The following is a 14,311-nucleotide window of genomic DNA, read 5'->3' on the forward strand; positions in this document are numbered from 1 at the left end:
ATGTGCGATAACGTTTGTAGGATCGTAACAACAGATGGACCCTGCCGAATTCTCCCGGACCGACAGCGAGGTGATCGAATGAGCGTGCCCGAACGGCTCGCGAACGCCATCACCGCCCACACGCGGATCGTACTCGTGGTTCTCCTGCTCCTGACGGCGGCCGTGGGAGCGGGGATGCCGATGGTCGACGACGACTCGTCGCTCGACCAGTTCGAGGGCGAATCCGACGAAGCGAAGGCCCTCGAGCGGATCAACGGTAACTTCACGAGCGAACAAGAGGAGAACACGACCCGCGTGCAGGTGATCGCACGCGGCGATAACGTCCTCGCGAAGGAGTCGCTGGTCTCCTCGCTCGAATTCCAGCAGGAACTCCGAGCGAACGAGTCGATCAACGAAACGCTCGTCGAGGAGCAGCCGATAACCGGCGTCGAAAACGTCGTCGCGATCACGGCGATCAACGAGGAGCGCGGCGCGCAACTCGGCGCCGGCGTCGAAGAGGCGATCGCGCTCCAGCGGGAGTACGAGCAGCTAAACGAGTCCTATAACGAGAGCGATCCCGAGTATCAGGCGCAAGCGGACGAACTCGAGGCGCAGTTCGACACCATCGTCGAGGAGTCGACCGAGGGTCTCAGTGAGAATCAGACCGCCCAGTACGCCGACTCGATCGAGCGGATTCGCGCGATCGAATCCCAGCGATACGGACTCGACGAGAGCGATCCCGAGTATCAGAACCTCACTGCGGAACTCGAGCAAGCTCGCGGCGCCGCCACGGGGGGCGTCCTGCAGAGCGGCGAGAGTAGTCCGCCGATCGACGACCAGATCGCGGCCCTCGAGAACCTGAGCGACGAGGAGTACGAACGGACCCTCGAGAACACGCTCTCGTCGAACGAGTCGGACGACAGCGCCGCGATCGCGTTGATGCCGACCGCCTACGAGCCGGGCAGCACCGAGGCCGAGGCGCGGATGACATCGGTGAGCCAGTCGTCCGGTGGCGAGGGCATGGAGGAGATGGGCGGGGTTAGCGACCGCGTCGTCGAGAGCCAACTCGAGATCCGCGAGTTAGCCGAGACGCAGGACCAGGATTACCTCGTCTTCGGCGGCGGGCTGATCACCGACGAGATCGACCGTTCGATGAACGACAGTCTCGCGATCGTCGGCCCGCTCGCGTTGCTGTTCGTCGTCGTCGCGCTGCTGATCGCCTACCGCGACCCGCTCGATATCGTGCTCGGGGTCGTCGGCATCATCGCCGTCCTCGTCTGGACGTTCGGGTTCATGGGCTGGGCCGACATCGCGTTCAACCAGATGTTCGTCGCGGTCCCGGTCCTGTTGATCGGGCTGTCGATCGACTACGCGATTCACGTCTTCATGCGTCATCGGGAACAACGCGAGGCCGACGGCACCGAGGGAACCGTCCGCGGCTCGATGACGACCGCGCTGGCCGGCGTGGGCGCCGCCCTCGTCTGGGTAACGGCCACGACCGTCATCGGCTTCCTCTCGAATCTGGTCAGCCCGATCGGTCCCATCCGGGAGTTCGGCATCGTCAGCTCCGTCGGAATCGTCGCCGCGCTGATCGTCTTCGGCGCGCTGATCCCCGCCGCCAAGATCGAGATCGACGAGTTCCTCGAGTCCCGCGGCGTCGACCGACGCAAGCGGGCGTTCGGGACCGGCGGCGGCCGCTTCAGCGAGGTGCTGACGGTCGGCTCGACCGCCGCCCGCCGGATCCCGCTCGTCATCCTCCTGATCGTCGCCCTGCTCACCGCGGGCGGGGCCTACGGTGCGACGCAGGTCGACACCAGCTTCCAGGAGGAGGACTTCCTCGCGGATAGCCCCCCAGAGTGGACGCAGAAGCTGCCCGGTGGGATGGCTCCCGGCGAGTACCACGCGAAAGACGACCTCGAGTACGTCAACGAGCACTTCCAGCGCCAGGATCGGCAGGCCCAACTCCTCGTCGAGGGTGATGTCGACGATGACGACTTCCTCGAGCGGGTCAACGGAACTCGAGACGACATGGCAGACGGGGATATCGCCTACACGTTAGCGACGGGCGAGCCGGACGTCCAAGACCCGCTCTCGACGATGGAACAGGTCGCCGAGCAGAACGAGTCGTTCAACGAATCGTTCACCGCAGCCGACACCGACGGCGACGGTGTCCCCGACGAGAACGTCTCGGCGCTGTACGATCAGCTCTTCGAGACCGACGCAGAGGCCGCCAGTCAGGTCCTTCACCGGACCGACGACGGCGAGTACCGATCGGCTCGGCTGGTGGTCGCCGTTCAGGGCGACGCCACGAACGCGGAGACGACCGCGGAGATGCGCACGATCGCGAACGACTTCGAAGACGGGGGCGACGGCCGCTGGACCGCCATCGCGACCGGCGATCCGATCGTCAGCTACATCGTCGAACAGGACCTGCTCGATACCGTCCTCGAGAGCCTGGTCATCACGCTCGTGGCGGTGTTCCTGTTCCTTTCGGTGGCCTACTGGCTGACCGGCGGCAGCGCGACGCTCGGTGCCGTGACCCTGCTCCCGGTCGCGTTCTCCGTCAGCTGGATTCTGGGGACGATGTACCTCATCGGGATGCCCTTTAACGTGTTGACGGGGATGATCACGAGTCTGACCGTCGGGCTCGGGGTCGCCTACAGCATCCACGTCAGCGAACGGTACCGGCTCGAACTCGAGCGCCAGGGCAACGTCTGGTCGGCGCTGCGGACGACCGTCACCGGAACCGGCGGCGCGTTGCTCGGCAGCGCCGCGACCACCGTCGGCGGCTTCGGGACCCTCGCCTTCGCGATCCTTCCCGCGCTCCGCCAGTTCGGGATCATCACCGGACTGACGATCACCTACGCGTTCCTCGCCAGCGTGGTCGTCCTCCCGACGCTGCTGGTGCTGTGGACGCGGTACTTCGGCCCGGACGTCTCCTTCGACGCGTCGGGTGCCCGGACGGGAGCGCCGACCGCGAGCGACGGCGGGACCGAGTCCAACGGAGGTGACGGCGAGTGAGCACCGGCGAACTCGAGGCCGTCGAGGCCTTCGAACAACTCGGACTCACCAGCTACGAGGCCAAGGTGTTCATCGCGCTCCACCAACTGGGTGCGGGCACGGCACGAGACATCGCCGAAATCACGGACGTCCCGCGGTCGCAGGTATACAGCGTCGCCGAGAGCTTGGAAGAGCGGGGCCTGCTCGCGGTCCAGCAGTCGAACCCGATCCGGTACCGGCCGGTCAGCGTCGAGGAGGCGCGGGAGACCCTCCGAGACCAGTTCGAGCGCGAGCAGGATCGGGCGTTCGAGTACGTCGAAACCGTCAAAAACGAGCCGGCCGGCGAGGAGACCCAAGAGGACATCTGGACGGTTCGCGGACGGGATCGCGTCGACGACCGAACCGCCGACATCCTCTCGCAGGCCGAGGAGCGGATCGTCTTCGGGACCCGGCTCCCGGAACTCGTCACGGACCCGATCGAACGGGCGCTCGCGGAGCGCGCGGCAGCAGGCGTCGCGGTGAGCATCGTCAGCCGGCACGACGAGATCGAGCGCCGGTTCGCCGGCGTCGAGGGCGTCACCGTCGAGGAGCCGCCGGCCCACCGAACGGATGACCAGCGGTCAGGGCGGATCGTCATCGCCGACGACGACGTCATCCTGTTGAGCGTCCTCGGCGGCGAGGGCGGCGAGACCGCGATCTGGAGTTCTGGCTCGCTGTTCGCCACCGTGTTGATCCAACTGATCGAAGCCAGCGACGAAATGCAGGTCACGTAGGCGACTCGACTCACGGCCGTCGTCCGCCCCCGCTCACTCGAGTCGGTACCGAAGCAGGGCCGCGATTCCGCCGAGGTTCGACAGCTGCTGGCCGGGCGGGAACTCGCTCGAGAAGACGGTCACGTCGCCGCCTTTCTGTTCGGTCGTGCGGACGATGTCGTCGACGCTGATCGCCCACTCGCCGTCGGGACCGCGCTCTTTCTGCAGTCGATCGTCGAGGACGAGCAGGCGTTCGATCGCGCCGAACTCGGCGGCCTTTTTGACCTGTTCGGGGCCGTAGGCCGCCTTGGCACCGTCGGCGATGCGGCGGGTGAGTTCGTCGATGTATTCGGCCTCGCTCTCGATGCGGGTCTCCTCCTGGACGTCCGCGACGGCACCGCGCTTGAGCACCTCGTGGACCCCCCGGTCGCCGACGGCCGCCGTGTCGACCATCGTGATCAACTCGGTGAGTTCCGATTCGTTCTGCTCGATGTACTTGTAGGCGTCCTGTTTCGTAAAGCCGGGCCCGGCGAGGATGATGGCGTCGACCTCGAGGCGTTTGAGGACCGTCGCGAGTTCCTCGAACAGCTCCGAGCGCCCGCGGGCGTACTCGCCCTTGCCGGTCGTGCCGGTGATCGTCGCCCGCTCCTCGGTGCCGTACTGGGCGACCGTGTGCACGTGGGCCTCCCCCTCCTCGACGGTGGCGATCGCCACGTCCGGGTTCTCCGTGGCTTCCTCGGCCTCCTCGAGGCGGGCCTCCTGATCGGGCTTGAACCGCTTCTCGATCGAGATTTCGTCGCGGGCCTCGACGTTGAGCGTGTGGTGGAAGTTCAGCTGATCCTCGCGCGAACAGGCGACGATCTCGCCGCCGATCCGCAACCGGTTGGCGAACTTGTGGAACTCGATGTCCTCGACGGCGATGGCGACCCACATGTGCTCGCGCTCGCCGCCCGTATCCCGCATCTGGTCGTCGTTGCGCTGGATCCGCCGGGTCGTATCGCCCGCGACGCGGTCGCCGGGCTCGAGGACGTACTGCAGGTGCCAGAGGTCGTCGACGCTCTCGGGGACGACCGTGATCCGCTCGCGGCCGCCCTCGACCTGCTCCCGGTCTTTGATCTGCATGGGCAGTCGTTCGCGGGGTGGCGGTAAGTGGGCTGCGATCGGTGTTGCCGGGCAACGGCGACCGATTCGGCCCGCCGTCCGAACCCGCGATCGCGCAGCGACTCGAGGCGACCGTCGGGACTCCGGAGAAAGTCTGGTATATGCTCACGTTCGACACTGTTAGGGAGCAACGGGATTGCCGCCGTCGGCCCAGTTTGGGTATGGCACACACGTCCATCGATCAGTTAGCGGACTTCGGCGTCCGATCGCTCGTGACCCACGCAATCATGGCGCTGACGTTCGCGGGGGCGATCGGGGCGGGCCTGTTCGTCGACGGCCAAATCGGCCTCGTCTCATTCGTCGCGCTGCTCAACTTCACCGCCGGCACGTGGCTGGCACAGTCGATTCACTCGCTGGGAAACGCCCGGACCGACGACCCGTACAACGGGATCGTGACGGTGTTGTTCGATACGACGGGCGAGAAGACGTTCCACGGGTTCGACGCCGGGCGGTTGGGCCGACTGCTGGCCCTGATTGCGGCCGTGACGGCGGTCTCGCTGCTGACCGCCGGCGAGGTCCTCTCGGGCCCGGCGGCGTCCATCGGGGTCGTCGCGATCGGGATCGTCGCCCTCGTGACCGCGATGGTCGGCTTCCTGATCGCGCTGGGCTCGTCCTACGACGCATCGGAGCGGCATGTGGCTCTCGACGAGACCGATCGCGCCGAACCCGGACCGACGACCCACACTCGAGGCGAGTCCCACCCGACGGGCGGCCCGACCGACGGCGCCGAGTCGACCGACGGACGGTAAGGGCGTCCGACGCGGTGCAAGTTTTATTGTCGTCCCGGTAGCCGCGACGAGTGCGGTTGCAAGCGGCCAGGGACGACTCAGCAAATGACGGACTCAGCCACCGATCCGGACCGAGAGATCCGCGTCGAGGTCTTTCTCCGGCACTGCGCGGACGCGGACATCGTCGAGCACCTCAAAGAGACCGCCGCCCGATCCCGCCGGCTCGAGGAGCGGGTCGGCCCCGCGGACGTGCGCGTCGAGACGTGGTCGCCGGTGTGTCCCGCGCTCGAGGAACTCGACGATGCCGGCCCGTCGGTCTCGCTCACCGTCGACGCGTTCCGGTCGTGGGCCGACCGCGAGGGGTACGCGCTGTGTGCGTTCGACCGGCGCGAAACCCCCTCGATGCTCGATCGGCGACGCGCCGTCCACATTCGGGTACCGACCGCCTGCGTCGCCGTGTACGAAGACGACGATCTCCAGTGTGTCGCGCCCTGCTCGGACGGGGATCGCACGTACACCGTCGAGGACTGTCTCACCGCGCTCGAGGCCGGGCGGACCGAGCCGTTCGCCGATCGGGACGAACGGACGGAAACCCGAGCTGACGGCCACGTCGGGAATCACGCGCACCTCGAGGAAGAGGAGTGAGGGGGTGACCGCGTTCAGTCTCGCAACTCCTCGAGTTTCCCCTTCGCCTTCTCGAGGCCAGACTCGAACGTTTCCTCGATCTCGTCGACCGAGCGTTCGACGTAGTGGACGCGCTCTTTGGGGACCCGGCGAACGACGTCGTTGCCGTTCTCGTCGGTGCCGTACGCGAACAGCCAGTGGTCCTGAAAGTAGGCGATTCGGTCGTTATCGACGGTCGCTCGCTCGTCGGTCTCACCGGGCGTCTCGTAGACGATGGTCGCGGTGCCGAGATCCGGTTCCGTGTCGGTGTCGGTATCGATGTCCGCCATGCGAATCGCGTCCATGGTCTGCCGTGTAGTCGTGGACCCGGCAGGTGCAGCCTCCGCTCGAACGGCGACCCGAGAACCGCGCAGTCGAGAAAGCGAACGGCGGTCGGCACTCGTCAATCGGAGCCCGACCCGGATTCCGTCGGGGAGTCCGGCTCCTCTGCATCGGCGTCGCGGACGCCGCTGTCGTCGGTCGGGGTCGGTTCCGCGTGCTCCGCCTGATACGGCTGGGTGCCGGGACCGAGCGCGAGGAACACCACGAAGCCGATCATGACCACCATCGCGACGAGGATGACCGCGGTGACGATGATCGGCCAGTCGATCCCACCACCGACTTGCGCGGGGACGACCGCCTCGAGTGGGTGCATCATCGACCGACTTAGGCCGGGGACACCAATCAGTGTTGAGCCGTACATATCGGGGTCGCGGTCGACCGAAGAGACGGGAGAAACGCGGCGGCTCGCGCTGTCTCTCGCTCCGGGACAGTCGACGCCGGTCCGCGTTCATACGGTCTGCTGTACGTCACTGCTGGCGCAACTCCCGACCGCTCTGGGGTTGCGCCGACAAATCGGTACAGCAACCCGTATCAGTCGTCCGCGACCCGGCTGCCACCCGGCGGCATGAAGTGTTGAATCCGGTCGGGACTGGCGATCTTGCGGACGAACGTCTCGTCCTCGAACCGCTCGCGGAACTGGCGGTACAGCCGCTTTGCCGCGTCCGCCTGCGCGTACCGCCCGGGCTCGAGTTCGATCGTCGTTACCGCGCGCTCTTCGATCGCCGACGGCGGGCCGCCGATGACGCGGGTGTAGGGCTCACACTGAATCCCGACCGCCGCGCCGACCGGCGTGTCCCGGTAGTAGGTCCGGTCGCCACGGATCGCGAACCCGCCCTTCTCGAGGTACTCGCCGCTCTCGGGGGTCTTCGAGACCTGATCGGAGTCGACGGCGTAGACGTCGCCCGCGTAGCGGCCGTCCTTCCAGACCGACGAGTAGGAGACGGCGAACTGGGCGGCCTCCTCGATGCTCGAGTCGGGCAGTTCGATGTCGCTCGAGGAGGCCTCGCTCGGATCGGTCGCCTTGAGCACGGTGACGGGGCCGCCGTGGGCCTGCGTGTGAAAGACCTTGTCGCCGGGCTCGAGATACTTCTTGACCAGTTCCTCGTTCTGATCGGCGTTGCGGCCGCCGATCACGAGGTAGTCGTCGCTGGTGTGGAACCAACGGAAGCGGTCGAACCACGGCTCGTTCTCGCGGATCGGAATGGACGGCTCGGAGAGCCAGTCGCGTTGGGTCTCTTCCTCGTCCTCGTCGGGCTCGGTGTCCTCCGCGGGCCCGCTCTCGTCGGCCTCCCACTCGTCGCGGCGGCGCTTGGCGTCCTCGAGGTCTTCGCGGGTGTTCTCGATCGCGGCCAGCGCGCCCTCCTTTTTCTCCTCGACGCGCTTGGCCTCGGTGTAGAGCCGGTCGGCGTTCTGCTCGACACCCTGCCCGGCGACGAGGTTGATCCGCTCGCCGTCGATATCGACGGTAACGGTCCCCTCGCTGCCGTCGACGTCGACGACGGCCTCGGCGGCGCTGATGCCCTGCTCGGCTCCCTCCTCGAAGCGCTCTCGAATGTCGTCCCACGAGCGGTCCTGCTCGCGGGCCCCCTGAATCGTCGAGAGGATGTCGTCGACCAGCCCGTATTCGGCGTAGAGTAGTTCGGCCTGCTCGCGCAGCGCTTCGGCCTCCTGCTCGAAGCCCTCGATCGCCCCCTGCTGTTGCTCGATGATGCGCTCCTGTTTGGCGATCTCTGACTCGAAGTCCGGCCGCTGGTCGGTCGGGTCCGGTTCTTCCTCCTCGGCGAGTTCGAGCCGGAAGAAGTAGTCGTCCAGCGCCGAGAGGAACGAGTCGTAGGCCTCGCCGTCGAGGTCGTCGTGCTCCTCGAGCGGGAACGGCGTCACGTCGACGACGCTGGCGTTGGCATCATCACTGTCGCCCTCTCCGTCGTCATCTTCCTCGTCGTCGCGCTCGAGGTAGAGCCGCGGATCGAAGTTCCCGTTCCGGATGTCGAGCGCGAGCCGCTCGATCGTCTCGTAGAGCCGCTCGTAGACGTCCTCGTCGGCGTCGTCGATGTCCATCCCCTTCTCGACGCCGGCACGGACACACAGCTCCTCGGCGTAGAGGCCGCCGAAGTTGAGTTGGGTCGCGAGCGTGCGGACCACGTCCGTATCGGAGTCGTCCATCTCGTGGTCGAAGGCCTCCCGGGAGACCGTCAGCGGGTTCGTCCGGGTGTCGGGGAACTCGTAGCGCGAGCCCGGCACGACGGTCCGGGACTTCAGTCGGACGGTCTCGAGGCAGTCGATCACCTCGTACTCGCCGTCGGTGACCGCGACGTTGCCCTGCCCGAACAGTTCGACGATGATCCGGGTGGTGCCGTCGTCGCGCTCGAAGACGAACTCGAGGATGCGGTCGAACTCGTACTGCTCGACGCCGGCGAAGTCCGCGCCAGAGAGCCGGTTGCGCAACATCATCGCGAACTGCGGCGGTCGGCCGGGCGCATCGGGTACCCGTTCGGGGGCGACCGTGTGGGCCCGCTTGACCTCGCCGACCTCGAGAATCAGTTCCATGCGACCGCGGTCGAAGTCCCGCATTTTGAGCCGGACGAGGTCGTCGCCGTAGAGGTACGCTTTGTCGACCTTCGCGCCCTCGTAGGCCCCGAGTTCCCCGACGAGAGCGGCGAGGTCGACGCTGGTGAGTTCCCGCTTTGGATCCATACCCGAAATTGCCCGGCCCGGTCAAAAAGGCGTGTCGCTCCGACGCCAGCGCCCGGATTCCGATCTGACCGCGTTGTGAGGCGACCGTGGCCCTCAGTCAGTACGAAAGGATGATCACCGATCAAATGCGATGAGAACACCATAAATTACGAATAACACGCCGAGAACACCACTACTAGCCCGTTTGGTTGAACTCAGAAGGCCGAGACCGAGAATGCCAAGCCCACACAGCGCCCAAAATAGCCCGGTCCAATAGCGGTTCAGTTCGGCGAATAGCGGTGAGAGTTTTTGGGCGAGTACAGCCGCAACACCAATTCCCACAAGTGCGATACTCGCAATAACCCCGCCAGTGTCGACTGGGTCCCCGTAAAATACGAACACAGCCAGTGCTACCAGACCGAGAACGATATACGAGAGGCCGTTCCACAACCCCCCGAAATCCAATCGGTCTCGCTCGGTCATTACGTTCGGTTTGGATACTGATCGGTGAAGATAGTTCGGATGATCGTATCGAACTGTGGCCTCGATCCCTGAAATGGTCAATATGCACAGGACCAATCGGCTCCATCAGTGCCAACTCGCAACGCAGCCCCTGTCGGAGGTCGGAAAGCCTAATCCTCGCCGTCCCCCACCACCCGATATGCACGACGCTGTCGGTGGCACCACGCACGATCCGGCCGGGACGGCCCCCCGTTGCGGGCCTCGAGACCGAGCACCCGATCCCCACGGAGGGCGAGCCGTATGAGCGCGGGCGACGAACAACCCTGGGAGAACGTCTCCCAGTTCCCCGACTTCCTCGAGCACCTCGAGAATCAGGGCGGGGCCACCGTCAGCGGGATCATCGATCGAATCGAGGCCGACGTCGATATGGACGGCGTCGTCTACCACGACCGCGGGATCCGGTCGCCGGGCTACGACGCGACGTTCGTCCCGGAACAGGACGGCTCGCGGCTGCGGCCCGCGTTCAGCGTCGAACTCCACACCGTCGGCCCGCGCAGCGTCTGGGCGGTGTTCGACGCGACGCTCTCGTGGGACTTCTACCTCCTCGAGTCCGAGGGCGTCGCGGCGATCGCGTGGGTGAGCGACGAGGAGTACAACGCCGAGGAAGCCGGCATGTTCATGTCGAAACACGACGCGCTCGCCGCGGGGCGGTTCTCCTTCGGCACCTTCATCTACGCCGGCGAGGACTGGCAGGAACAGCGCGACCTCATCGAGGGGACCGACACGCCGGCGTTCCTCCAGCGCGACGACGGCAGTACGCTGGTGCCGACCGATCAGTCGGATTTCTACAACGTCGTCAACGCCACACCCGAGGACTTCCGCACGAACGGCGGCGGCGCACCGCCCCACCTCGGCCTGCTCGAACTCGAGGTCACGATCGACTGACGAGCCGCGGGCCCCGAACTGAGACGAGTCGTGATCGAGCGACTCGCCTCGCGGTCGCTGTGGCCGGCAGTGTGTCTCCCGATCGCAAACGTTTTCGAGACGGCGGCGAACCGAACCGATATGTCACCCTTCGGTGAAGTCGTCTTCGTCGCCGCGATCGCGGGCTGTACGACCGGGATCGGCGCACTGCCGCTCCTGTTTTCCGACCGGGTGAGTCACCGCGTCTACGACGGCTCGCTCGGGCTCGCCGCGGGCATCATGGTCGGCGCTGCCGTCTTCGCGCTCGTTCTCCCCGGCCTCGAGCTCGGCTCCCCGCTCGAGGTCGTCGTCGGAATCGTCGCCGGCGGCGGGTTCCTGCTCGCGGCCAACGCCGCGTTTCCGCATCTGCACCTCCTGTTCAGCGAGGAACGCGCCGAAGGCCCGAGAACGGGATCCGATCCTGCCGGCGACTTACCGTCGGCCGCGGAGGGCTCCGGCACTGACCCCGTCGACGACGATCTGCGCCGAGCCGCACTGGTCGGCGGCGCCGTCACCATCCACAACGTCCCCGAAGGGCTGGCGGTCGGCATCGCGTTCGCCAGCGGCGAGACGGCGCTCGGAGTCGCCATCGCGACGGCGATCGCCGTCCAGAACGTCCCCGACGGGTTCGCGATGGCGGTCCCTGCGGTCCGGGCGGGCGTCTCCGGCCCCAAGGCCCTCCTCTACACCACCCTCTCGGGCGGCGTTCCGGAACCGATCGCCGCGGCCGTCGGCTTCTCGCTGGTCGCGTTCGTCTCCGGGCTGTTCCCCGTCGCCGCCGGCTTCGCCGCCGGCGCGATGATCGCCGTCGTCTTCCGCGAACTCATCCCCTCGAGCCACGGTCACGGCTACGCCGACACCGCGACGGCGACCTTCGTCCTCGGGTTCGCGACCATGCTACTCGTCGACACCGTCCTCGCGGTCTGAGTTCGAATCGGCCGGTTCGAACCCGGTTCCGTGACGGGTCGCGACTCCCGAACGACCGTTCGGAAGGAATATGTATTGGATCAGTGATAGCTAGTCATGGATTCTCGAGAGAACGCGGTCCTCGCCGTCGCACTGAGTGTCTTTTGCTGTGCCTTTCTACTCGGGCGCGCGATCGGGCTCGACGGGCCGTTCTTCGCGTTCGTCATGCTGCTCGTGATCCCGATTCTGGGATCGCAGCTCTATCTCGCGGCTACCGATGCCGACGGGTCGCTACCCGCAGGGTGGATCCGTGCAGCCATGCTGGTCAGTGTGGTCTTGAGCGGACTGTACGCGACGCTCACGACCGGGTTCGAGCAACTGGCGTTTCAGACCGCGAGCGCCGTCCTGCTCCTCGGACTGCTGAGCGACGAATTTCGCTCGAGGGACCGAAAACGGAAACCCGTTCGCTGACGCGGGCCTAATATCGCTACAGCGGGTTTCGCCGCGCCATCTCCGGCTACGTCCGTTGGCCTGCCGCGACAGAACGGGTCGACTGTCCAGTATCCAACGGAGCAACGGTTCCGAGGCGAACGGAGTGCCAGCAAACAGTCCGAGATCGAGCGCGCCGAGAGTATCGCTCCAGGGGATCGAGCGATAGGTGGAGTCGGCGCGCTCATGGCGAGAGGCAATCGGTGTGCCGCTGTCGGAGTGGGGGTTGGTTGACAACGGTGCCGACAGTTGTCGGCATCCGATATTACCGTATCTATCCATATGAATTTTGTGTACTTTGACGGTCGATATACTGCGTCGTCCGGAGACGGATGAATCGAAAAGCGGTGACGACGGTCGGGCAGTAGGACTTCCCGATCAGTCTGTACGTCGAGTCCGTGCCGCTACAAGCGCTTGCTGACGTACGGTCCGTCCTGGTGGTAGCCGAGTTTGTTCCGGTAGTACTCTCGAGCGCCGATACCGGAGATGACGCTCACCTTGTCGTAGCCGGCGTCGGCGGCGAGGGCCTCGGCCTGCTCCATCAGCCGGCGGCCGTAGCCCTGATGCTGGTGTTGGTCCGTTTCGCCCTCATCGCCCATCGCGACCTCTGAGCCGTAGACGTGCAGTTCCCGGATCAGGGCCGTGTTCTCGAGTTCCGGACGGACGGGGTCGTTCGGGAACCGGAGCCGGCAGAAGCCGACCAGCAGGTCCTTTTCGAAGTCCTCGAAGGAGATGAAGTGCTCGGTGCCGCCACACGCCTCGTAGGTCATCACGTCGAGTTCGATGTTCTCGGGTTCCTCGTCGTGCATCCCGGCCTCGCGACAGCGGATGCAGTCACACGTCCAGCCGTGGTCGTCCATGCGCTTGCGAGCGAGTTGCCGGAGGTTCGACTTCCAGACGCCGGCGTCGATGAAGTCCGCCGGGATGTCCCGCTGGACGCGCTGGAGCCGGGTGTACCGGGGGATCATGTCCTTGATCTCCGCGACCAGATCGGCGGCCTCGTCGTTTGACAGCGGTTCGTACTCGTCTTTGTGCCACCAGTCGTAGGTCGCGGTGCCCCGCACGACGAGCGTCGGGTAGATCTTCAGGTAATCGGGCTTCCACTGCTCCTGTTCGAAGAGCCGGCGGAAGTCCTCGAGACACATTTCCTTGCTCATGCCGGGCTGGCCGGGCATCATATGGAAGCCGACCTTAAAGGCCGAGTCCCGCAGCCGCTGGTTGGCCTCGATTGACGCCTGAGCACCGTGGCCGCGGTGCATGTCGCGGTTGATCCGTTCGTAGGTGGTCTGAACGCCGACCTCGACTTTCGTCCCGCCCAACTCGAGCATTCGGTCGATCTGCTCGGGGTCACACCAGTCCGGCTTCGTCTCGAAGGTCGTCCCGATGTTGCGGATGTCCGCCGTCTCGTTCTCCGCGATGACGTCCTCGAGGTATTTGAACTCGTATTCCTCGGGATCCTCGGCGAAGCTAACGTCCTGTGCCGGTTCGGGCTCCTTGTCGACGTCGTAGTCGTTCATCGCCTCGAGGGCGCGCTTGACGAACCACTCCTGATAGTCGTGGCTGCGAGCGGTCATCGTCCCGCCCATCAGGATGAGTTCGACCTTGTCGACGGGGTGGCCGATCTGGCGCAGTTGCTCGAGTCGCAGCGTGACCTGCCCGTAGGGATCGTAGTCGTTCTGGACCCCGCGGGCCGCGGCGGGCTCTTCGCCCGTGTAGCTCTGCGAGGACGAGAACTCGGAGTCGGGGCCGCCGGGACAGTAGAGACACTTGCCGTGGGGACACCGCTCGGGCGAGGTCATGATCGCGACCGGCGAGACGCCGGAGGCCGTCCGGACCGGTTTGCGCTGGAGCACGGTCTCTAGGTCCTCGCGGTGCTCCTCGGGCGCGTAGTCCAGCAGTTCGGAGTTCTTGGGCACCTTGGGTGCCGAGTGTTCCGAACAGGCCTCGAGCTTGGCTTTTTCGACCTCGTCGCGCTCGACGTCGCCGGCGAGAATCCGTTCGACGAGCGTCTCACAGACCCGCTCGAACGCTTCGGTTTCGGTCGGTTCTGGCGTCTCGGTACTCACTACACGTGATTCGTAGCCGTTCGCGAATAAGCGTGTCGGACTCGCCGATTCGACGGGCCACGACCGATCCGAGACCGATACCGCGGATCAAACGGGTCCGCCACCGAGCGGTCGCTGCCCGCGATTC

The 14,311-nt window shown here is 65.9% G+C and carries 13 protein-coding genes; 7 read left to right on the forward strand and 6 right to left on the reverse strand.

Annotated elements, in window-relative coordinates; genetic code table 11:
* Positions 1–78: 78 nt before the first annotated feature.
* Positions 79–3,000: an MMPL family transporter gene (locus tag ACT4ML_RS14725; protein ID WP_444721540.1), complete on the forward strand. Its 2,922-nt coding sequence runs from the start codon at positions 79–81 to the stop codon at positions 2,998–3,000.
* Positions 2,997–3,752 carry a TrmB family transcriptional regulator gene (locus ACT4ML_RS14730; protein ID WP_444721541.1) on the forward strand — a complete coding sequence of 252 codons (756 nt, stop codon included), beginning with the start codon at positions 2,997–2,999 and terminating at the stop codon, positions 3,750–3,752. Before ACT4ML_RS14725 ends, ACT4ML_RS14730 begins: the two co-directional genes overlap by 4 nt.
* A 33-nt stretch (positions 3,753–3,785) precedes the next feature.
* Here ACT4ML_RS14730 and ACT4ML_RS14735 read toward each other — a convergent pair whose 3' ends face one another.
* On the reverse strand, positions 3,786–4,853 hold the full coding sequence (locus ACT4ML_RS14735; protein ID WP_138244737.1) for an mRNA surveillance protein pelota: 1,068 nt from the start codon (positions 4,851–4,853) through the stop codon (positions 3,786–3,788).
* A gap of 266 nt (positions 4,854–5,119) precedes the next feature.
* On the opposite strand from ACT4ML_RS14735, the gene ACT4ML_RS14740 reads away from it, so the two are divergent.
* Entirely contained in the window at positions 5,120–5,641 is a 522-nt protein-coding gene (locus tag ACT4ML_RS14740) for a hypothetical protein (protein ID WP_444721646.1), read from the forward strand.
* Positions 5,642–5,725: 84 nt separating this feature from the next.
* The gene (locus ACT4ML_RS14745; protein ID WP_444721542.1) at positions 5,726–6,265 is read left to right on the forward strand and encodes an HTH domain-containing protein; all 540 of its coding nucleotides are present in this window, start codon (positions 5,726–5,728) and stop codon (positions 6,263–6,265) included.
* A 14-nt stretch (positions 6,266–6,279) separates the two neighbouring features.
* Here the strand turns inward: ACT4ML_RS14745 and ACT4ML_RS14750 are convergent, their stop codons facing one another.
* The 4 genes from ACT4ML_RS14750 to ACT4ML_RS14765 all read right to left on the reverse strand — a co-directional run bounded on the left by ACT4ML_RS14750 (position 6,280) and on the right by ACT4ML_RS14765 (position 9,781).
* Complete coding sequence (locus tag ACT4ML_RS14750) at positions 6,280–6,573, reverse strand: hypothetical protein (RefSeq protein WP_138244736.1); 294 nt, start codon at positions 6,571–6,573, stop codon at positions 6,280–6,282.
* Between the two features lie 113 nt (positions 6,574–6,686).
* Positions 6,687–6,941: a hypothetical protein gene (locus tag ACT4ML_RS14755; RefSeq protein ID WP_444721543.1), complete on the reverse strand. Its 255-nt coding sequence runs from the start codon at positions 6,939–6,941 to the stop codon at positions 6,687–6,689.
* Between the two features lie 215 nt (positions 6,942–7,156).
* Complete coding sequence (rqcH, locus tag ACT4ML_RS14760; protein ID WP_444721544.1) at positions 7,157–9,319, reverse strand: ribosome rescue protein RqcH; 2,163 nt, start codon at positions 9,317–9,319, stop codon at positions 7,157–7,159.
* A 114-nt stretch (positions 9,320–9,433) separates the two neighbouring features.
* Entirely contained in the window at positions 9,434–9,781 is a 348-nt protein-coding gene (locus tag ACT4ML_RS14765) for a hypothetical protein (protein ID WP_444721545.1), read from the reverse strand.
* Between the two features lie 279 nt (positions 9,782–10,060).
* Between ACT4ML_RS14765 and ACT4ML_RS14770 the strand changes: the two genes are divergently transcribed.
* The 3 genes from ACT4ML_RS14770 (at position 10,061) to ACT4ML_RS14780 (ending at position 12,100) form a co-directional block, all read left to right on the forward strand.
* Positions 10,061–10,705, forward strand: coding sequence for a hypothetical protein (locus ACT4ML_RS14770; protein WP_444721546.1), 645 nt, complete (start codon positions 10,061–10,063; stop codon positions 10,703–10,705).
* Positions 10,706–10,825: 120 nt separating this feature from the next.
* A complete protein-coding gene (locus tag ACT4ML_RS14775) occupies positions 10,826–11,650 on the forward strand; it encodes a ZIP family metal transporter (RefSeq protein ID WP_444721547.1) in 825 nt (274 codons plus the stop codon).
* A gap of 96 nt (positions 11,651–11,746) precedes the next feature.
* The gene (locus tag ACT4ML_RS14780; RefSeq protein WP_444721548.1) at positions 11,747–12,100 is read left to right on the forward strand and encodes a hypothetical protein; all 354 of its coding nucleotides are present in this window, start codon (positions 11,747–11,749) and stop codon (positions 12,098–12,100) included.
* 422 nt (positions 12,101–12,522) lie between these two features.
* Here the strand turns inward: ACT4ML_RS14780 and ACT4ML_RS14785 are convergent, their stop codons facing one another.
* On the reverse strand, positions 12,523–14,184 hold the full coding sequence (locus ACT4ML_RS14785) for a tRNA uridine(34) 5-carboxymethylaminomethyl modification radical SAM/GNAT enzyme Elp3 (RefSeq protein WP_444721549.1): 1,662 nt from the start codon (positions 14,182–14,184) through the stop codon (positions 12,523–12,525).
* Positions 14,185–14,311 lie beyond the last annotated feature (127 nt).

It is taken from the genome of Natrinema sp. LN54 (assembly GCF_052439245.1).
GTDB lineage: Archaea > Halobacteriota > Halobacteria > Halobacteriales > Natrialbaceae > Natrinema > Natrinema versiforme_A.

What these genes read in the sequence shown, in the direction of transcription:
- ACT4ML_RS14725 (WP_444721540.1), top strand. Translation starts at nt 79, where the DNA reads ATGAGCGTGCCCGAACGGCTCGCGAACGCCATCACCGCCCACACGCGG.
- ACT4ML_RS14735 (WP_138244737.1), bottom strand. Translation starts at nt 4,853, where the DNA reads ATGCAGATCAAAGACCGGGAGCAGGTCGAGGGCGGCCGCGAGCGGATC.
- ACT4ML_RS14740 (WP_444721646.1), top strand. Translation starts at nt 5,120, where the DNA reads ATGGCGCTGACGTTCGCGGGGGCGATCGGGGCGGGCCTGTTCGTCGAC.
- ACT4ML_RS14745 (WP_444721542.1), top strand. Translation starts at nt 5,726, where the DNA reads ATGACGGACTCAGCCACCGATCCGGACCGAGAGATCCGCGTCGAGGTC.
- ACT4ML_RS14750 (WP_138244736.1), bottom strand. Translation starts at nt 6,573, where the DNA reads ATGGCGGACATCGATACCGACACCGACACGGAACCGGATCTCGGCACC.
- ACT4ML_RS14755 (WP_444721543.1), bottom strand. Translation starts at nt 6,941, where the DNA reads ATGATGCACCCACTCGAGGCGGTCGTCCCCGCGCAAGTCGGTGGTGGG.
- rqcH (WP_444721544.1), bottom strand. Translation starts at nt 9,319, where the DNA reads ATGGATCCAAAGCGGGAACTCACCAGCGTCGACCTCGCCGCTCTCGTC.
- ACT4ML_RS14765 (WP_444721545.1), bottom strand. Translation starts at nt 9,781, where the DNA reads ATGACCGAGCGAGACCGATTGGATTTCGGGGGGTTGTGGAACGGCCTC.
- ACT4ML_RS14770 (WP_444721546.1), top strand. Translation starts at nt 10,061, where the DNA reads ATGAGCGCGGGCGACGAACAACCCTGGGAGAACGTCTCCCAGTTCCCC.
- ACT4ML_RS14775 (WP_444721547.1), top strand. Translation starts at nt 10,826, where the DNA reads ATGTCACCCTTCGGTGAAGTCGTCTTCGTCGCCGCGATCGCGGGCTGT.
- ACT4ML_RS14780 (WP_444721548.1), top strand. Translation starts at nt 11,747, where the DNA reads ATGGATTCTCGAGAGAACGCGGTCCTCGCCGTCGCACTGAGTGTCTTT.